This is a genomic window from Rossellomorea sp. ABR4_012 (genome assembly GCF_056159545.1).
The window spans coordinates 21,424-38,836 of record NZ_JBSWVK010000003.1 but is presented as its reverse complement, the minus strand read 5'-3'; the positions used below and the strand labels follow the sequence as shown (position 1 = coordinate 38,836).

At 41.0% G+C, this 17,413-nt stretch carries 22 protein-coding genes; 4 read left to right on the top strand and 18 right to left on the bottom strand.

The genetic code is table 11. The features are described 5' to 3' along the window. Nucleotides 1–45: 45 nt before the first annotated feature. Both ACXAFV_RS12875 and ACXAFV_RS12870 read left to right on the top strand, forming a co-directional pair. Nucleotides 46–168 (top strand): hypothetical protein, encoded by a 123-nt coding sequence (locus ACXAFV_RS12875; RefSeq protein ID WP_303049510.1) that lies wholly within the window; start codon nucleotides 46–48, stop codon nucleotides 166–168. A 19-nt stretch (nucleotides 169–187) separates the two neighbouring features. Continuing rightward, the gene (locus ACXAFV_RS12870; protein ID WP_475127012.1) at nucleotides 188–331 is read left to right on the top strand and encodes a hypothetical protein; all 144 of its coding nucleotides are present in this window, start codon (nucleotides 188–190) and stop codon (nucleotides 329–331) included. 55 nt (nucleotides 332–386) lie between these two features. On the opposite strand, the gene ACXAFV_RS12865 is transcribed toward ACXAFV_RS12870, so the two are convergent. The 13 genes from ACXAFV_RS12865 to ACXAFV_RS12805 form a co-directional block, all read right to left on the bottom strand. After that, nucleotides 387–707, bottom strand: coding sequence for a hypothetical protein (locus tag ACXAFV_RS12865; RefSeq protein WP_475127010.1), 321 nt, complete (start codon nucleotides 705–707; stop codon nucleotides 387–389). 91 nt (nucleotides 708–798) lie between these two features. Next, nucleotides 799–1,569: a sporulation protein gene (locus tag ACXAFV_RS12860; protein WP_475127009.1), complete on the bottom strand. Its 771-nt coding sequence runs from the start codon at nucleotides 1,567–1,569 to the stop codon at nucleotides 799–801. A gap of 16 nt (nucleotides 1,570–1,585) precedes the next feature. Further along, a complete protein-coding gene (locus ACXAFV_RS12855) occupies nucleotides 1,586–2,344 on the bottom strand; it encodes a protein kinase domain-containing protein (RefSeq protein WP_475127007.1) in 759 nt (252 codons plus the stop codon). A gap of 368 nt (nucleotides 2,345–2,712) precedes the next feature. Further along, on the bottom strand, nucleotides 2,713–2,889 hold the full coding sequence (locus ACXAFV_RS12850; protein WP_475127005.1) for a YozD family protein: 177 nt from the start codon (nucleotides 2,887–2,889) through the stop codon (nucleotides 2,713–2,715). Between the two features lie 276 nt (nucleotides 2,890–3,165). Beyond that, on the bottom strand, nucleotides 3,166–3,822 hold the full coding sequence (locus ACXAFV_RS12845; protein WP_475127003.1) for a hypothetical protein: 657 nt from the start codon (nucleotides 3,820–3,822) through the stop codon (nucleotides 3,166–3,168). A gap of 201 nt (nucleotides 3,823–4,023) precedes the next feature. Further along, complete coding sequence (locus tag ACXAFV_RS12840) at nucleotides 4,024–4,248, bottom strand: YozE family protein (protein ID WP_475126999.1); 225 nt, start codon at nucleotides 4,246–4,248, stop codon at nucleotides 4,024–4,026. A gap of 77 nt (nucleotides 4,249–4,325) precedes the next feature. After that, nucleotides 4,326–4,610 carry a YokU family protein gene (locus ACXAFV_RS12835; RefSeq protein ID WP_475126997.1) on the bottom strand — a complete coding sequence of 95 codons (285 nt, stop codon included), beginning with the start codon at nucleotides 4,608–4,610 and terminating at the stop codon, nucleotides 4,326–4,328. Beyond that, entirely contained in the window at nucleotides 4,600–6,015 is a 1,416-nt protein-coding gene (gene kamA / locus ACXAFV_RS12830; RefSeq protein ID WP_475126995.1) for a lysine 2,3-aminomutase, read from the bottom strand. Before kamA ends, ACXAFV_RS12835 begins: the two co-directional genes overlap by 11 nt. Before the next feature lie 96 nt (nucleotides 6,016–6,111). Then, nucleotides 6,112–6,948: a putative beta-lysine N-acetyltransferase gene (ablB, locus tag ACXAFV_RS12825; protein ID WP_475126993.1), complete on the bottom strand. Its 837-nt coding sequence runs from the start codon at nucleotides 6,946–6,948 to the stop codon at nucleotides 6,112–6,114. A 141-nt stretch (nucleotides 6,949–7,089) separates the two neighbouring features. Further along, entirely contained in the window at nucleotides 7,090–8,358 is a 1,269-nt protein-coding gene (locus ACXAFV_RS12820) for a peptidase (protein ID WP_475126992.1), read from the bottom strand. Between the two features lie 23 nt (nucleotides 8,359–8,381). Continuing rightward, complete coding sequence (locus tag ACXAFV_RS12815; RefSeq protein WP_475127916.1) at nucleotides 8,382–9,044, bottom strand: 3-oxoacid CoA-transferase subunit B; 663 nt, start codon at nucleotides 9,042–9,044, stop codon at nucleotides 8,382–8,384. Beyond that, nucleotides 9,023–9,715 (bottom strand): 3-oxoacid CoA-transferase subunit A, encoded by a 693-nt coding sequence (locus ACXAFV_RS12810; RefSeq protein ID WP_475126990.1) that lies wholly within the window; start codon nucleotides 9,713–9,715, stop codon nucleotides 9,023–9,025. Before ACXAFV_RS12810 ends, ACXAFV_RS12815 begins: the two co-directional genes overlap by 22 nt. Nucleotide 9,716: 1 nt before the next feature. Continuing rightward, nucleotides 9,717–11,036, bottom strand: a complete 1,320-nt coding sequence (locus ACXAFV_RS12805) for an aspartate aminotransferase family protein (protein WP_475126989.1) — start codon at nucleotides 11,034–11,036, stop codon at nucleotides 9,717–9,719. A gap of 502 nt (nucleotides 11,037–11,538) precedes the next feature. Here ACXAFV_RS12805 and ACXAFV_RS12800 point away from each other — a divergent pair. Then, nucleotides 11,539–13,338, top strand: coding sequence for a HAMP domain-containing methyl-accepting chemotaxis protein (locus ACXAFV_RS12800; protein WP_475126987.1), 1,800 nt, complete (start codon nucleotides 11,539–11,541; stop codon nucleotides 13,336–13,338). Nucleotides 13,339–13,402: 64 nt separating this feature from the next. On the opposite strand, the gene ACXAFV_RS12795 is transcribed toward ACXAFV_RS12800, so the two are convergent. Further along, nucleotides 13,403–13,552 (bottom strand): YjcZ family sporulation protein, encoded by a 150-nt coding sequence (locus tag ACXAFV_RS12795; RefSeq protein ID WP_475126985.1) that lies wholly within the window; start codon nucleotides 13,550–13,552, stop codon nucleotides 13,403–13,405. A gap of 168 nt (nucleotides 13,553–13,720) precedes the next feature. On the opposite strand from ACXAFV_RS12795, the gene ACXAFV_RS12790 reads away from it, so the two are divergent. Then, nucleotides 13,721–14,299: a DUF502 domain-containing protein gene (locus tag ACXAFV_RS12790; RefSeq protein ID WP_475126983.1), complete on the top strand. Its 579-nt coding sequence runs from the start codon at nucleotides 13,721–13,723 to the stop codon at nucleotides 14,297–14,299. 60 nt (nucleotides 14,300–14,359) lie between these two features. Here the strand turns inward: ACXAFV_RS12790 and ACXAFV_RS12785 are convergent, their stop codons facing one another. The 4 genes from ACXAFV_RS12785 to rsgA all read right to left on the bottom strand — a co-directional run bounded on the left by ACXAFV_RS12785 (nucleotide 14,360) and on the right by rsgA (nucleotide 17,101). Next, nucleotides 14,360–14,860, bottom strand: a complete 501-nt coding sequence (locus ACXAFV_RS12785; protein WP_475126981.1) for a PTS sugar transporter subunit IIA — start codon at nucleotides 14,858–14,860, stop codon at nucleotides 14,360–14,362. A gap of 107 nt (nucleotides 14,861–14,967) precedes the next feature. Next, a complete protein-coding gene (msrB, locus tag ACXAFV_RS12780) occupies nucleotides 14,968–15,393 on the bottom strand; it encodes a peptide-methionine (R)-S-oxide reductase MsrB (RefSeq protein ID WP_475126978.1) in 426 nt (141 codons plus the stop codon). Beyond that, nucleotides 15,383–15,874, bottom strand: a complete 492-nt coding sequence (gene msrA, locus ACXAFV_RS12775; protein WP_475126977.1) for a peptide-methionine (S)-S-oxide reductase MsrA — start codon at nucleotides 15,872–15,874, stop codon at nucleotides 15,383–15,385. Before msrA ends, msrB begins: the two co-directional genes overlap by 11 nt. 195 nt (nucleotides 15,875–16,069) lie before the next feature. Further along, on the bottom strand, nucleotides 16,070–17,101 hold the full coding sequence (gene rsgA, locus ACXAFV_RS12770; RefSeq protein WP_475127914.1) for a ribosome small subunit-dependent GTPase A: 1,032 nt from the start codon (nucleotides 17,099–17,101) through the stop codon (nucleotides 16,070–16,072). Between the last annotated feature and the right edge of the window lie 312 nt (nucleotides 17,102–17,413).

The window sequence follows — 17,413 nt, the reverse complement described above, 5'->3', positions numbered from 1 at the left end:
GGAAGTCATAAACTGGTAAGACTATAGACAGAAGGAGGTATGGTCATGACGAAGGAAAAAATGAGCAAAAAACTTCAGCAGGCTGTTCAGCATGCGAATGAAACAAACCCTTCTACCCGCTCCAGAACTCAACCTAACTCTTCAAGAACCGAAAGGCTAAAATCTTAACAAACGAGGAGGAATCCTTTTGGGTAAAAAGCACAGAAACCGAATTAATTCGCCAAAGAAGAATAATCATATTCCTAAAGAAGCACTCGAGGCAGAACACAATGCCCATGCTAAAGAGGAATCAACTGTAAACAGGAAAAACGGACCTGGTCACCACATCTGATCAAAATCAAAAGGAAAGATTCCCTGATTCATGGAGTCTTTCCTTTTTTTAGAATTTAGTGAAGGAGGATACGATTGACCCTTTTCCATCCATTCGGCTGCAATCGGTAGTAAAAGTGACCCTTTCTGCCCTCGTCGATAAAAATGATATCACGGGTGGCGATATACCGGCCTTTGTAGTCACCTGGAATAAGGTCGGGAACATTAAAAATCCTGAATGTTTCGTAAAGTGCCTCTTCGTGATTATTCGCTTCTATTGAGATTCGATACACCTTCTGGTAGCCCTTTTCTTGTCCGTACTTTGGAGTTTGAAAGACGGTAATGTCATAATTGGACCTCAGCATCTTTGGACGTTTGATTTTTTCAAGTAAAAGCATGAGCACCCCTCCGGTTAAGTTGTACTCATAATATTAAACAAAGGCCTTGTCGAATCCTTCATCAAAAAATAGGAACCTTTGTCGAAACCGATTAAATGAATCTGTCGATGGTTTCTTTCAACTTTGAAGATAGATGAGGCAGATCCGATGAACGGATGGTCATTTTCACCATGGACTCATCCATTTCAAGTGCTTCGGCCAGAAATCCGCCTAGTCCTCTCGCTCTTCGATCCACTTCAATCAGAACATCGGCCTGTTCCTCAGATTGATTAAGGAACATTAATTCAATTTCATCCAATGAACGTTGATACTGTCCATTCACAGGGACGAATTCGAACTCCTGAATGAAGGGATAACGACCTCTGAAACGGCGGGGAGCCTGTTCGCACTCAACCTTGCGTATTCTGAACCCCAAATCTTGAACAGATTGAAGAATAGCATTGATCAAGTTATTCGGAAGAATTTCAATATAATCTTTATCTTTTGGATCTACCGCGTTTTTTATATCCAGTCCGGTAGCGACCCACACTCTTGTATTACCATACGTAATTGGCGTTTCAAAGGGCAGAGTGAAAGAAAATGGGAATTCTTTCTTTTCATTTTCCCCAATTGTGAATGGTTCTGAAATTTGAACCTTTTGAATAGGAGCATAATCAGTATATTTCTTATCATCGGACTCACGAATATAAGTAGTGTAAAGAGTCAAGTAGATCGAATCGATGGTTTGTGATGTACTTCCCCCCTTGATTTCCACTACACCTTTTGCTGTTTCCCCGGCTTGATAGCTTGATTTTTCCAATTTCGTATCGACAGTTGCTGCACCAATTCCAAATGACGCAAATACTTTATTAAAAAATGACATGACAATTCCTCCGGTTTCAACTATTTTTTTGATATCTTATTTTGATCAATTCATCACGAGCTTCTTCTGCATTTTCAAAAGGCTTGTCATTCCTGAGCAGCTTTTGGATCAGCACCCTGGTTTCGGGAGTGATCTCCAATTCTTCCTGCCAGCTTTTTTCCTTTCGTTCAATGGGCTCATAAGAAGAATAAAGCAGGAATAACAGAAAATGTCCAAGGGCGTATAAATCACTCCTTGCAGTCTTATCCCTCATATAATCTTTATGATTTCCGGGCTCTCTTTCAGACTCCGTCTCTATCTTACAGGCCAGCCCGAAATCGATGATATTTATTTCCCCGTTATCCCACAATATATTCGGAATCCGCAAATCCCTGTGAACATATCCTTTTCGGTGGATATCGATGATCAAGTTCACTAATTTGATGCCTATTTCTAAAGATTCTTCTTCTGAATAGGTTTTTCCTTCTGTAAAAATTAAATCTTCGAACGTTTTGCCTCTCATCTTTCCCATTATGAAATATGGAGTCTTTTTATGAAAACCACTTTCAAATACGCCAGGAAAATGGGGATGATGCAGTTTTTTCAAGACCGATGTTTCGTTATCCATGTATTGCCTGTGGTCAGAAAACAACTTTTTATATGGCCGGATTCTTTTCAGTACGGCTTCTTCTCCAGTTTTGATATGTCTAACCGTGTAAGCGGTGCCGTAGCTTCCCTTCCCTATACAATCAATAATCAGATGCTGATGGATTTTCCCGCCCTTCTTCCATTTCATTTCAAAGCTGTCAACCATTCTTCGAAACAGGGATTGTATCATTACTAAAGCCTAGCTGCTGAAAAAGCTTGAAAAGAAACTTTTACTCTTGTACTTTTTCTTATAATAGTGATGACCGAAATGTTTATGTTTTTTGTGCTTGCCCCATGAATTACTCGAGCTGTAGTAATGGGGTTTTGAATGAGAACCTAACAGACTTTTTAATATTTTCTTCAGCATACCTGCTACCTCCAATAATTAACTTTCAATATCAGCACTTCCTATATATACGGTTAGATGGTTCGCTTGGTTTCAAAAAAGTGATCTAAACAAAAAGGTCCGTCCCTCAGCATTTGTTAAAGCGCTGAGGGACGGACCTTTGATTTGATTTATACGTCCTCTTCCCATTCCTCGTCGATGATGCACTTGGCAATCAGATACTCGAAGGTTATGTCTGCTAGTTCTTCCAATTCATCTTCAGAAGGTACAAAGCCTCTTTGCACAAGTTCTTTCATGAAGAATTCGGCAATTTCTTCAGTGTCGATAAAGACTTCTATCTCCCGCATTTGATCGCCCCCTTTGATTCTCAATTTATGATGCCGGCAGCTTAGTTATGCCAGCAGAAAAAAAGTTTTCATAAGAGATTTAGGACAAGCATACACTTTACCATTAAGATTAGAGGAGCGATAGTATGTTGACGTTTATTAAAAAAGGCCAATCCACTTTAAAAGAATTAGAGAACGGGGAAGGGAAAATTGCAGCCTGCATGCAATGGGTACTTCGTACAATTTTGATTTCCTTCTTATTGATAAGTGTTCCGCTGTTTTTATATATTATGTGGATTATTCCTTCTCTTTAACGGCAGAGTGAGAATTTGCATGATTTTTTAATTGTTCGAGTACATGCTCCATCTTCTTTTTATATGTGTTATCGTGAAAGAAAAGATAAAGAGCTTTATAGTCATTATAGTAATCGAGCAGCTGGTCAACCCAGCTTATTTTATGTGAGGGTGACTTAAGGAGTTTTGTCTTTGAATCTTTTTTTTGCGGGAATACAAAACCGTATTTTTTAATAAACGCCTCTGCCTGCTCTTCATCGGCTACGAGAGTAATTTCATCTTCATCTGCCTCCAGCCATTCCCCGTCAGTGATCCTCATTAATTCGTATATTACATCTTCCCACGCATCGTCTTTATAACGCCAGATTTCCGTCCTGAATCCGACGACTTTAAATAGGTCCTCTTCATACCCTTTGACAATGACCAGATCCCCAAATAGAAACTTATATTCGATATCGATTTGTTCTTGTTCGAAAATATATCCGTCATACGATTCGAGCAGTTCAAGTGCCTTTTCTTTAAATAACCCTTCACTTTCGTTTACTTCATAAAGGAATTCCCCATCCAGTTTCTTTATATTTGTAATTTTCCCAACTGTCCCGTAGATGGTCACGACTACTGTTTCCCCTACCCTGAATCTAGGCTCTTTTCGATTCTTCATTCTCCCCTCACCCTTAATCGCCTTTTTTATATAATATGCAAAAAACGCTATAACGGGATACAAGAATTCGGTTTCTCCGCTCTCCAGTTAAATCTATACTCATACCCAACTTTGAATGAAGATGACCTCTCGGTATACAACCCAAAATTATATAAAAAGACTGACTTCAGTTGAACGTATAACTTCAGTCAGTCTTCCCTCTTACCCTTTTTCTTCTATTAAATATTGATCCCAAGCCCGATCGAAGATGGACATACTGTCTAAGTATGAACCATTCATTTCGAGGTATGAACTGATTTCATCATAAACCTCCGATTGTTTCGGGAAGCTGTGATCATCATAAGCCGCGTTTGCAAACTTAGTAATATCATCTTTAGCTGTCGGCTGTCTGTATTTCATTAAATAATGATAAAAAGATTTTCTCATCCGATCACCTATCCTTTACGAACTGTTCTTTTTTAAAGGATAGCGGATGATGAAGCATCCGTAAAGGATACCGTTCGTCAAAAGCGAAAATAATTTTTCTTCAAAAATCTAGGAATCTTCAGAAGTTCTTCATACGTAATTTTATTTGAAAGCCCCTTGGTGTCGATTAACATCAATTGATCTTCTATTTCATTGATGATATGCTCCTCCTGATATTCCATTCCGCATGTTCTGCAGTGGATTCCCGGTACCTCGGCTATTGTAATGGCCCTCGTCCCGTCCGGAAGTTCCCAATACACATTTCCCTTTTCCTCCGCGACATTATCTTCACCGCACCATTCGCATCTTCGCTTATTTTCCATCGATGGATTCTTCCTTTTTACCATCATTCATTTTTGCAAGCATCGCTTTATGTTTCTTCTCTTTGAGCTGGTCCCGTTTGTCCCTGAAGTCCTTCAAAGAATTATGGGCTGGATCTTCTTCGTATTTCTTTCTCCGTTCTAACCTTTTTAGTCCACTCGGAGTCAAAGAAGCGTGTGTATCATTCATCAGTCCGGCAATCCCGATGGTTGGATCTTTAATGTCTTCGTCATGATAAATCCCTTTAAAATAATCATCCGCTCTGCCAGGTACGTACCCTTGCGGTTCTGGGTATGTCGATATCACCCCTTCAAAGTTACGGACAACCACTTTGGAGGCACTTTGTGATATAAGGTAATTCGGCTGAAGCGAAATTTTCCCTCCTCCACCTGGTGCATCCAATACGAAAGTCGGTACTGCATATCCTGAAGTATGACCTCTTAAGCCTTCCATGATTTCCAGTCCCTTGGCCACCGGTGCCCTGAAATGTCCGATCCCTTCTGATAAATCACATTGATAAATATAGTAAGGCCGCACTCGAATCTTGACAAGGTCATGCATCAGCTTCTTCATGATCGGGGTGCTGTCGTTGATCCCGGCTAAGATGACGGCCTGATTCCCCACAGGTACTCCTGCATCTGCAAGCATTTCACATGCTTTTTTTGATTCTTCCGTGATTTCAATCGACGTATTGAAATGTGTATTCAACCATACAGGATGATATTTCTTAAGGATGCTGCATAGATTTTCTGTGATTCTCTGAGGAAACACTACAGGGGCCCTTGTACCGATTCTGATGATTTCTACATGAGGGATGTCTCTGAGATTCTTTAAAATGTACTCCAGAATCTGATCGTTGATCAATAAACCATCTCCGCCGGACAACAAAACATCCCTTACAGCCGGCGTCTCACGAATATATTGAATCGCTGCATCAAGTTGTTTTTTTGGAACGCCCATCCCGATTTGACCGGAGAAACGTCTTCTAGTGCAGTAACGGCAGTACATGGAACATTGATTGGTAACTAGAAACAGCACTCGATCAGGGTATCTGTGTGTCAAACCAGGTACAGGAGAGTCCTCATCCTCATGTAAAGGATCCTCTAAGTCATATTTGGTTTTGTGGATTTCTTTTCCGATCGGCACCGATTGCATTCTGATTGGACATCTTGGATCATCCTCATTCATTAACCATGCATAATAAGGAGTAATATTTAAAGGGATTGTCTTTGTTGAAATCCTTACTCCTTCTTCCTCTTCAGGAGTTAGATTCACCACTTTTTTCAAGTCATCAAGTGTCCTTATCGTATTGGTCAGCTGCCAAAGCCAGTTATTCCATTGTTCATCGGTGACGTCTTTCCAAAGCTCAATGTCTTTCCAGTGTCTCTTTGGTTTATACAGATTCATCCTCAATTCATCCACCATCTTTCTTAAAGTTTCACCCTAAGATCCATATGATGATCGGCCCTTTCCATCAGCCTATGTTTCGTTTATTGTTTCGGTTTATTGCCCTAAATCCTTTTCCCATATATTCATATCTTCCATTTTGTCGAAGATATAACAATTGTTAGCGAGCCTTCCTCTGTACTGATATCCCCTTTGATGAAAGACAGCATTCATCCCATAAGATAGTGCTCTTGCAATGGTGTAGGCACAAAATATACCCTGTGACAGCAATTCTTCCTCCAACTTGGCAATCAAATTCTTCATGAAACCGCCTTTCCTGTATTGAGGAAGGGTAGCGCAGTCAGTAAGTTCAGCATTTTTATATCGAAAATCAATTTCTGCAGATGCCGCACTGATCACCTGGTCATTTTCTCTGATGCTTACAAAGATTGTCCCTTTATTCATTGCATCCCTTATATATTGGGGATCGTGCAAAGGTACGGGATAAAGCTGAAATACACTCTTGTAAAGATGGGCTAAATCTTCAGCATCATCGGCCCCCGCCAACAGGATCGAATAATCTATGTCCTTTTCAGGGGGATTCATTCGCAACTTCTGGACGGAACTTAGAATGTCATCTTCTTCACTCCAGTATTTGCTTGTACGGCGCTCATCCTTTATGAATTTTGACATGAAATGGGCGTTGTCCCCGTTAAAATAATGGGTGACCATACCTTCATGAACAAATCCCATTTCTAATAGAGTTTTAAATTGATATTCCCTTGCTTTGATGATAAGTTTTTCACACTGAGCAGATTGAACCTCATTTTCTAAATAGGTTAATAGGGATAGTAGATTTCCACGAACTTCATCCACCCGAATCCTTTTGTTTGTTCCATCCCTGAAAACGGAAGCAGTAAGTTTTGATTGTTTAATCGCTTCATATTTCTGCATGGCAAGCACCCTTTTTTATCAACATATGAATTGGATTAGAAGGTTATGAAACAAACATCAGATTAAAAGAACAACCAATCTTTCATCATGGCTGTTCCAGCTCCATTGTTTTTTTCTAATATTTATTATCAACGAATCAGGTTATTCTTCGTTGTTACACCAATCTATGATGAATAAAGTAAGGATTTCTGCAGTTTGAAATACTCTTTCCAATTCGATGAATTCATTGGCGTCATGAGCAGCTTCCGTCGTACCCGGACCAAATACGATGACAGGGATGCCTCCCCCTTGAGAAAGAATTCCCCCATCTGTTCCCCAAGGTGAAGCTTCAATGACGGGTACATCAGTCATCACTTTTTTAAAGCAGCTCTTTAACTGAAACATCATAGGATGATCAGGTGATAGGTCACTTGGCTGCCACCTTCCGCCAAACCACTCGATTTCAACTGGATGATCCTTAAACCAGCGATCATCTTCACCCAATCTGGAAAGACAATGTTCAAATTCCTTTTCAACCCGCTCCATCGTCTCCCATGGGGCAACCCCAACTCTACCCTCGATCACCGCCAGATCCGGTACTGAGGATGGCCATTTTCCACTTTCGATCTTCCCTATATTGATTGGTAAGGGAATGGGGACATTTTCATATAGAGGATCATTTACTCTCTTGTTTCTCTCTTGCTCAAGATTTCTCAGGGCTGTAATGACACTGCAGCCTTTTTCAATTGCATTAATCCCCTCATACCTGGTGCCCCCATGTGCCGCTTTCCCCTTGATTGAAAGCCTGAACCACATCGATCCCTGCTGTTTGGGGAAAATCTTCATATTTGTCGGCTCTGGTATGATGGCCCCGTCCGCTTTATAACCTCTGAGCAATGCTGACAAAGTACCAGTTCCACCGCTCTCTTCTTCTATTACACTCTGAAAGATGATGTCCCCTTTCAAAGGAATTTTCAACTCTTGTATCACCTCTATCGCCAATAAAAGCGCTGCAGTGCCTCCCTTCATATCTGTTGAGCCCCTGCCATACAATTTCCCCTCGATAACAGTGCCGCTGAAAGGATCGTACTTCCAGTCCTTTCTGTCTCCTTCAGGAACGACATCAATGTGTCCATTTAAAATCAGGCTCTTACCGCCGCCGGTCCCCTTCAATAAGGCTGCCAAGTTGGGATTTCCTTTAAAGTCCGTACGGTCACAGCGATAAAACGGATGCTCTTTCAATTCTTGTTCTTGTACTTCCCATATATCTAGCTCCAACCCCAGCTCCCTGCATTTCTCAATAATAACCGCTTGTGCCTTGTATTCATTTCCTCTGATGCTATCTTCCTGAACCAATTTCTGCAGAAATTCCACAGTGCTTTTTTCTTTTTTTTCCAGCTTACTTTTTATGAGACGATGGACATCATTCAACTTGATCCTCTCCTCTCCACCCCTTATTCGGAATAAACCATTTGAGGGCTTGTAATAAAATCAGCTTCCGTGGAATCTTTTATTTCTTCTAGTGTGTACGGATGGAAAATCTCTATCAATGTTAATCGGGCACGATCGACCGTGAACACTCCGCGATCAGTGATGATCATGGAAACACATTGTTTTGCCGTTAATGGCAATGTACACTCTTTGACTAATTTACTGCGATGATGTTTATCCAAGTGCGTCATCAATACAATCACTTTTTTCGCTTTGGAAGCTAACTCTGTGGCTCCTCCCATACCGGGTACTTTTTTACCTGGGATGATCCAATTTGCCAGGTCCCCCTTTTCGCTTACTTGTAAGGAACCAAGTATGGTTAAATCGATTTTCCCTCTGCGGATCATTGCAAAAGCTGCGGCACTGTCTGTATAACTCCCCCCGGTGATTAATGAAACAGGGAACCCTCCTGCATTGCACAGATTTTCATTCTCCATGCCCTTAGAAGGTGCAGCGCCTATCCCTACAATTCCATTTTCTGAATGAAAAATCACCCCATACCCTGAAGGGAGGTGGTTGGGTACAAGTGAAGGGATGCCAATACCAAGATTGACGATCATTCCTTCTTTTACTTCCTTAGCAGCTCGCATTGCCAGTCGATTCTTTATTCCCATATCCATTTCCAGTCGACTCCTTTAGAAGATACAATATGATCCACAAATACTCCTGAGGTCACCACCTCTTCAGGATTCAAATCTCCCGTCTCCACGATTTCTTCAGCCTCCACGATGGTTATATCAGAAGCCATAGCCACCAGTGGATTTGTATTTCTTGCACTTTTGTCATAGACGAGATTTCCAAACGGATCAGCCTTTTTGGCAAATACGATTCCTATTTGAGAGGTCAATGCGGACTCAAACAGATATTGACTTCCTTCAATCTCAACAATTTTCTTCCCTTTATTTAAGTAAGGATCATCTATCCCTATCTCGGTTATGATTCCTTTGAGTCCCACACCGCCAGCCCTGATCCGTTCAGCAAGAATTCCTTGAGGAGAAAATTCCACGTCAAGCTTTCCTTCACTCATTAAGCTGCCTGCAATCGGATTCGAGCCGATATGAGAGGCTATCACTTTTTTCACTCTATTATCTGCAATCAGCTGACCGATCCCTATGTGAGGAAAGCCTGTATCGTTGCCAATGATCGTCAGATCTTTTATCCCCCAATCCAGGATGCTCTTAATGATGGTCGGCGGCGAACCTACTCCCCCAAAGCCGCCAAACATCAAAGTCATATTATGATCGAACAGGGTCTCGATCTTCTCATAGCTGCATATTTTTTTTAGATGTCCACACATTTTAATCCTCCTTCCAATTCTTTTTGATCGTTTGAAAGGTGGAACGTAACCTTTTATAAACTTCCTCAAGCTCCCTTTTCGAACTGTTCAATGGCGGTGCGATAATGATAGCTGAACCCTTTCTCCCATCAATCCCTGCTGCTGCCGGATATAGAAGGATTCCGTTTTCAACACCCGCCGCGACGACAGAAGAAGTAAATGCCCCCCCCGATTCTTGGTTTGTGAGTTCAAATTCAATCCCCAACAATAGGCCTCTGCCCCTTATGTCGCCTACAAACGAAAAATCATTTTTCAATTTGTGCAATAAATTTTTTAAGTAGGTGCTCTTACTCTCCACTCCATCAATGATCTTTTCTGACTCGATGAGCTTCAGGACAGCCAGTGCCGCAGCGGAAGAAAGAGGATTACCGCTATATGTGTGCCCGCTCATAATGATTCTTGTCCCATTTAAAATAGGATCCATCACGTTTTCGGATATCAGTGTTGCCGCAATTGGAGCATAACCGGCACTCAACCCTTTCCCCACTGCTACGATATCCGCATCTATCCCCCATTGTTCAAGAGCTAAAAACGTTCCGGTTCTTCCACAGCCGGTCATGACTTCATCAGATATGAATAGAATCTCGTTACGTTCGCAGATTTCTTTGATTCGTGAATAATATTCCATCGGAGGTGTGATTGCCCCCCCTGCAGCTCCTATGATCGGTTCTGAAATGAAGGCCGCGATATTCTCTGCACCAATCCTGTTTATCATGATCTCAAGCTGCTCTGCACAGGCCAGGCCACACGAAGGATAAGTCTTGCCAAACGGACAATTCGAGCAATAAGGAGGTTCGATTACCGGCCAATCCCCAATGATTGAATCGAAGCGTTCCCTGCGGACAGGATGACCTGAAGCTGATAAAGCTCCAAACGTTATTCCGTGGTAACTGAGCCACCTCGACAAGATCCTTCTTTTTGCCGGTCTGCCTTTTTCCTGCCAATGCTGCAAAGCGATTTTTATCGCTGTTTCCACTGCTTCCGAGCCGCTGTTCACAAAGAAACTCCAGGGATATCCTGTTTTCTCATGAAGAAATGCGGCGAGATCTTCAGCAGGCTGATTGCTGAATTGTGAACGGTAGACGAACGCCACTTTGCTTCCCTGATCCACAATCGATTGAATGATTTCCTCCATGCCATGTCCCAAATTTGCAGTGACAGCTCCGGAACACGCGTCAATATATTCCCGACCTGACGTATCATACAAATAAACACCCTTCCCATAATCAATCATCGGGTAATGGTCACCAATCAAAGGTTTAATTAAATGTGAATGAGGCATAATCTCCCTCCTGAAGACTCAATGTCAAGCTCCCTTTTCATTCGTCCTTGGATTCACAAATGAAGGATTCTTACTTACATTCATATGTTTAGAAATAGGAATCTTTCTTTGCATTTCAAAAAAACTGCAGGAACCGAGTGACGAGATTATCCTTAAGGAAAAACCATTACGAAAGACCCATCCAATGTACTGAAAATTGATTGAAGATACTCTCATCAATGTTTGCCTTTAGATAGAGTAACGTAATACACAAAACCAATTGACGAAATCGAATCATTTATATATCAACTTTTACGCACCTTACAACATTACCGATAACCACAAATAACGAACATAAACCAACAAATAATCTTATTCGTTCGATTATATGTAAATTTGATAAAATTCTTAAAAATTCGACATAAAGTCTCTAAATAGACTAGATTAATCAGTATAATATGGGTAAAATAATGGTAAGTTCATCCTTTGATGCTACTTTTTTCACGTCCAGGAGGGGGATGCAGTGATAAAGAAAAAATTAAAATCACCAATCAATTTGCCAAAAGGGAAGAAAAAGAAAACCAGCAGGGAAGAGAAAAAGAATGATCGGGGATTACTTACATATTTTCGTACGATCCGTGGAAAAGTCGTTCTTTCATTCGGTTTACTGACCGTTGTCTTATTAATTCTTGCCTCTACTTCATACTACAATATGATGAAGCTAGAAAGTGAAATTAAAACATTAATAGAATACGATATGAAAGTGGATACAAAGGTAAAGGACTTATCTAAAGTATTGAATGACATCGAAATCGGTGAACAGGGGTTTGTCATCACAGGCGCAACAGGGTTTTTAGCCCCATACGGAAATGGCAAAAATCAGGTTGAAAACCACTTTAAAGATTTAGAAAGCCTGTTGAAAGATGACCGGGAGCAGCTTGATAAACTGGAAAAGATCGAAAAGCAATATGAATTCTGGATCCAGTTTGTTGACAGGGTCATTGAGACGAGGAAGGATGACGGGCTTGAAAAAGCTGCAGCTTTAGTAGAATCAGGTACAGGAAAGAAATACCTCGATGGAATCCGTTCTTATGTGGATATGATTGTAGTCGACCAGGAGAAGGACCTTAGCAAAAGGATAGATTCATTGAACCAACAAGTCACTTTATCTAAAATTGCGACAATCAGTTTATCAGCATTCGCTGTATTATTAGCTGTATTCTTCGGTTTCGTTCTCTCAAAGAACATTAAAACCAATGTCAAGAAGATCAGCCGCTCTATTTTGGAAATCGCTAATGCCGGCGGTGATCTGACGAAACGGATCAATGTTAAATCGAAGGATGAACTGGCGGGACTCGCTTCAGACACAAACCAGCTCATCGAAGGCATTTCGGTATTGGTCAGACAGGTCTCTGAGATGGCGGAAAATGTTTCAGCAAGCTCTCAGCAGCTACTGGCTTCTGCAGAAGAAACTTCAAGGACCATCACCTCCATCGCGGAGACTTCAAGTGAAATTGCAGCCGGGACTGACCAGACAACAATGAAAATGTCAACTTCATTTGAAAAAATGAACAGCTTGGAAGAAGCTGCCCGTTTTCTGTTCGATCAGGCTGATTTAGTAAAACAGACGGCAAATGATATGAGGATGGTAGCTGAAAAAGGCGGCAAGTCGGTTCAAGCTTCTTCTACTAAAATGATGAATATAGAAGAAACCATGGCCAACACAAGCCACACAGTCGAAGCTCTAGGAAAACGTTCATCACAAATCACAACGATTATTGGCACGATAACTGAAATCGCAGAACAAACGAATCTCCTTGCGCTGAATGCCGCTATCGAGGCAGCTCGTGCTGGTGAACACGGCCGCGGCTTTGCAGTAGTTGCGGATGAAGTAAGAAAGCTTGCCGAACAATCACAACAGGCAGCAAAAGGAGTTACAGAAATCGTGCACAGTATTCAGGAAGAAGTGAATGAAATCATCAAACAAAACTCCGAGGGCGTGAAGGAAGTCATTTCAGGGGTAGAAATCACTAATGAAACAAACGCTTCCCTTGAAGATATTTTGAATCAGACAAACAAAACGACTGTCGTTGTGAATGAAATGGTGGACCATATTCAATCGACACTCAACCTCAGCCAGGAAGTAGCCGATTCCTTCGCACAGGTAAACGAAATTGCAGCTGCTACTGCAGCGAATACAGAATCCACCGCAGCGGCATCCGAACAAGGTTCCGCTGCCATGCAAGAAGTCACTGCAAGTGCTTCAGAATTGTCACAGCAAGCCGAAAAATTAAAGGAACTTATATCAAGTTTTAAGATATAAAATCCACGAAAATTATAAAGGTGCCAAAGCATTGAGCTTCGGCACCTTTTTTTCACCATTCATCTTATTTACAGAAACATACAGCTCCGATAATGATCAACAAAATAAACAATACGACAATCAAGGCGAAACTATTGCAATAAGCTCCAGCAACAGGATAACCATACCCCGGATAACATTGAGTATGACTTGGTTCAACAGCACCTTTATACATACAAATCTCTCCTCATTTTTTATTTACACTTCAATTTATGTCAATAGCCCGGCCACTGTTTGTGCATTTGCCTATTTTGCCCAGAAAAGAATTCTTTTCACCATAAAGGCTTTTTACTATACTTAGATTACGTATCTTGAAATTGTTCATGAAGAGGAGAAATGAAAGATGAAGTGGTTTATTAAGTCGTTATTAAACGGCATATTAACAATTGTACCGATTGCCTTAGTCATTTATGTTCTGTATAAAATGTTTGTCTTCCTGGATGGACTGCTTGGAAATGTAATGAAGCCTTATTTAAATCAAAACTACATTCCTGGTGTCGGCCTGCTTGCCACCATCATCCTTTTGACCCTGCTGGGCTGGTTATCAACAAAATTCATAACAGGTGCCATCATCAGCCTGGTAGATATGGTCCTTAATAAAATTCCATTTGTTAAAACCATTTATTCAGTCATCAAAGACACCATCCATTCTTTCATCGGAGAAAAGAAGTCCTTTTCAAAAGTTGCCCTGGTTAAAATGCCAGGTACCAATATGAAATGCCTTGGGTTCATAACAACTGAACACCTTGGTGATCTGCACAATGATCTTGCAGGGCATATTGCCGTATATGTACCTCAAACCTTTCAAGTAGCAGGTGTCACTTTCCTTATCCCAAAAGAAGATATCGAGATACTGGATATCAAGTCCGAGGAAGCGATGAAATTCATCTTATCGGGAGGGATGGCATCCAAAAAGGAATAAAAGTAAAAAGGTGTGTCCGTACCGCTTGAGAGCGGTGCTGACACACCTTTTTACACTTGCCTATTGGGCTGAAATTTCCAATACTTCCTCTTGGCCTGCCGTTACCGATACAGCTTCTTTCTTAACCAACTCACCCATATTGTCTCCATTTGTCAAAATGATAGGGGTAATCGTACTTTTTGCTTTTTCTTTTACTAAATCGAGATCAAACGTAATAAGGGCATCCCCTTTATTTACTTTTGAACCTTCTGAAACGTGTGCTTCAAAGCCTTCCCCATTCATGGAAACTGTTTCAAGTCCGATATGAATCAGAATTTCTGCGCCATTCTTAGCTTTGATTCCTACAGCATGCTTAGTAGGGAAAAGCTGCATGATTTCACCATCTACAGGGGAAACCACTTTTCCTTCAGTCGGTTCGATCGCGATGCCGTCGCCCATCATTTTTTGAGAAAACACCGGGTCCGGAACTTCCTCCAACGTTTTGACAGTTCCTGTCAACGGCGCTGCTGCGAGTACTGTTTTTGGAGCTTCTTCTTTTTTACCAAATAGCTTTTTCAACATATAATCTTCACCTTCCTATATTAAAATATATACACATATGTACACCTGAATAAACATGCGGTATTATTTTAGCACATATGTGAAAGTTCTCACAACACTACAATATATTAAAATAATTTTTTGTATGTTCCGTACCCTTCTTCCTCAAGCTTTTCATATGGGATAAATCGAAGAGCAGCAGAGTTGATACAATAACGGAGGTTTGTCGGTCCAGGACCATCATCAAACACATGCCCTAAGTGTGAATCACCCTGCTTGCTTCTCACTTCCGTCCGGACCATGAAATGGCTGCGGTCCTCTTTTTCATCTATTTCAACTTCATCGATGGGTTTAGTGAAGCTAGGCCAGCCGCACCCTGCATCATACTTGTCCTTCGAGCTGAATAAAGGTTCACCTGAGACGACATCAACATAGATACCATCATTAAATTCATTCCAATATTCATTTCTGAATGGTGGTTCCGTGCCGTTATTTTGAGTCACTTCGTACTGGATAGCAGATAATTTTTTCTTTAATCCTTCTTTATCCTTCATTTTTCTCCCCCCAATTTTCTTCTATGAAAGCCACCCTGCCTGAACCGCGGCTGTAGCGGTCATAGTGCACAGGATTCTTCTTATAATAATCCTGATGATATTCTTCAGCCGGATAAAATTCTTTTGCTGGGAGGATGGCTGTAACAATCGGTTTATTGAATTTACCAGATTGTTCAAGATCTTGCTTTGATTTCTCTGCCAGAATCCGCTGTTCTTCATTATGATAAAAGATGGCTGTCTTATAAGAATGACCTCTGTCAAAAAACTGGCCGCCTGGATCTGTAGGATCAATCTGCTGCCAATACACTCCAAGTAATTTTTCAAAAGGATACACTTCTGGATCGAATATTATCTGAACCGCCTCGTAATGCCCCGTCGTTTCAGAACATACTTCCCGGTAGGTGGGGTTAGGAGTGCTGCCTCCTGTATATCCGGAAATGACACTTTCAATACCGGATTGCTCATCAAAGGGTTTCACCATACACCAAAAACACCCTCCCGCAAATGCAGCTTTCTGATACTTCTGCTCATCTGTCATTCTCATCAACCTTTCTTAGAGATAATTAGACTTTTCCCTTTGTAAGAGATTTTAACTCATAATAGTGAAAAATAAAAAGAATGCAGTTCGAAAAGAAAAAGATTGATCCCGTACGGTCAAGGATCAATCTTTTTACTATTATTTCAGCTTACGCTGCTTTCCGATGTTTTTCCATTTTTTTCGTTCTAGGGACTCGAGTCTTTTGTTCCCTCTTCTTTCCGTATACGCGATTTCCCTTTGGAGCTTCTGGAATTGACTTAATCGGTTTTGGTCAAGTTCACCAGTGAGGATCGCTTCTTTGATCCTGCAGCCTGGTTCCCCATCATGGGAGCAATCGTTGAACCTGCATGACATAGCCAGTTCTTCAATATCATTGAATTGAGTGGACAAACCCTCGGTTCCCTGCCATAGCTGGATTTCCCTCATTCCGGGTGTATCAATGATGGAAGCCCCATTTCCCAAGAGAAATAATTCTCTATGAGTGGTCGTGTGTCTCCCTTTATCATCGGCTTCCCTGATTTCTTTCGTTTTCTGGACAACTGCATCGATGAGAAGATTGGTTAATGTGGACTTCCCCACACCTGAGGAACCGACTAAAGCCACTGTTTTTCCCATTTCTAAGAATGGATTCAATTCTTCGATTCCTTCTTTCGTAATCGAACTAATGGTGAGAACTTTCACACCATACAATTTACTTTCCACTTCTTTCTTTTTTTCCTCAGCATTCATGCAAGTGTCAGCTTTCGTCAGTACAACTACGGGATTTGCCCCACTTTCCCAGCAAAGCAATAAATAGCGTTCAATTCGACCGATGTTTAATTCATCATTCAAAGAGGAAAGAATGAAAATTGTATCAATATTGGCTGCGATAATTTGTTCTTCGGCTTCCTGACCTGCTTTCTTCCTTGAAAACTTACTGATTCTTGGAAACACTTTTTCAATGAAGCTTCCATCTTCATTAAGCTGTACCCAGTCTCCTACCGCGGGCAGGTCCTCTCGGCTTACAGCTTCAAATCGAAACCTGCCTGAGATTTTACACAGTAATTCTTCGTTTTGAGTCATGACCCTATAGGCGCCCTTTTGCTCCGTCACGACTCTACCAAGCTTATTAACTTCTATATTTCCTTCTGTTAATGATTCCATCTTGCCAGTAAATATTTGTGTTTTCATTTTATTCAATGGTAATCCTCCCTAAAGTAAAAAAAATCCATTTGCGCTCTGCACGCCAACGGATTTTTTGTCTTTAGGGTATAAGAATACCTCTAAATTGATTTCCCGAATAAAGCGGTATGTTGACATGCAGAGACTGTTTTTGATTTATGCGGCTCTTCGTTAACTATTCTCATAAGTCTTTTCATATCACACCACCCGCTTTCATATAAGTTAAGTACATTATCTCTTAAAGAATACAACAATTCAAGAAAAATTTTCTATTTTTCAGAAAAATTCTTCAAAATAGGTATTTTCACCAATCCACCTCAC

Coding starts and splice junctions, on each gene's coding strand:
- ACXAFV_RS12875 (WP_303049510.1), top strand. CDS start 46: ATGACGAAGGAAAAAATGAGCAAAAAACTTCAGCAGGCTGTTCAGCAT.
- ACXAFV_RS12865 (WP_475127010.1), bottom strand. CDS start 707: ATGCTTTTACTTGAAAAAATCAAACGTCCAAAGATGCTGAGGTCCAAT.
- ACXAFV_RS12860 (WP_475127009.1), bottom strand. CDS start 1,569: ATGTCATTTTTTAATAAAGTATTTGCGTCATTTGGAATTGGTGCAGCA.
- ACXAFV_RS12855 (WP_475127007.1), bottom strand. CDS start 2,344: ATGAAATGGAAGAAGGGCGGGAAAATCCATCAGCATCTGATTATTGAT.
- ACXAFV_RS12850 (WP_475127005.1), bottom strand. CDS start 2,889: ATGCGGGAGATAGAAGTCTTTATCGACACTGAAGAAATTGCCGAATTC.
- ACXAFV_RS12845 (WP_475127003.1), bottom strand. CDS start 3,822: ATGAAGAATCGAAAAGAGCCTAGATTCAGGGTAGGGGAAACAGTAGTC.
- ACXAFV_RS12840 (WP_475126999.1), bottom strand. CDS start 4,248: ATGAGAAAATCTTTTTATCATTATTTAATGAAATACAGACAGCCGACA.
- ACXAFV_RS12835 (WP_475126997.1), bottom strand. CDS start 4,610: ATGGAAAATAAGCGAAGATGCGAATGGTGCGGTGAAGATAATGTCGCG.
- kamA (WP_475126995.1), bottom strand. CDS start 6,015: ATGAATCTGTATAAACCAAAGAGACACTGGAAAGACATTGAGCTTTGG.
- ablB (WP_475126993.1), bottom strand. CDS start 6,948: ATGCAGAAATATGAAGCGATTAAACAATCAAAACTTACTGCTTCCGTT.
- ACXAFV_RS12810 (WP_475126990.1), bottom strand. CDS start 9,715: ATGTGTGGACATCTAAAAAAAATATGCAGCTATGAGAAGATCGAGACC.
- ACXAFV_RS12805 (WP_475126989.1), bottom strand. CDS start 11,036: ATGCCTCATTCACATTTAATTAAACCTTTGATTGGTGACCATTACCCG.
- ACXAFV_RS12795 (WP_475126985.1), bottom strand. CDS start 13,552: ATGTATAAAGGTGCTGTTGAACCAAGTCATACTCAATGTTATCCGGGG.
- ACXAFV_RS12790 (WP_475126983.1), top strand. CDS start 13,721: ATGAAGTGGTTTATTAAGTCGTTATTAAACGGCATATTAACAATTGTA.
- ACXAFV_RS12785 (WP_475126981.1), bottom strand. CDS start 14,860: ATGTTGAAAAAGCTATTTGGTAAAAAAGAAGAAGCTCCAAAAACAGTA.
- msrB (WP_475126978.1), bottom strand. CDS start 15,393: ATGAAGGATAAAGAAGGATTAAAGAAAAAATTATCTGCTATCCAGTAC.
- msrA (WP_475126977.1), bottom strand. CDS start 15,874: ATGGTGAAACCCTTTGATGAGCAATCCGGTATTGAAAGTGTCATTTCC.
- rsgA (WP_475127914.1), bottom strand. CDS start 17,101: ATGAAAACACAAATATTTACTGGCAAGATGGAATCATTAACAGAAGGA.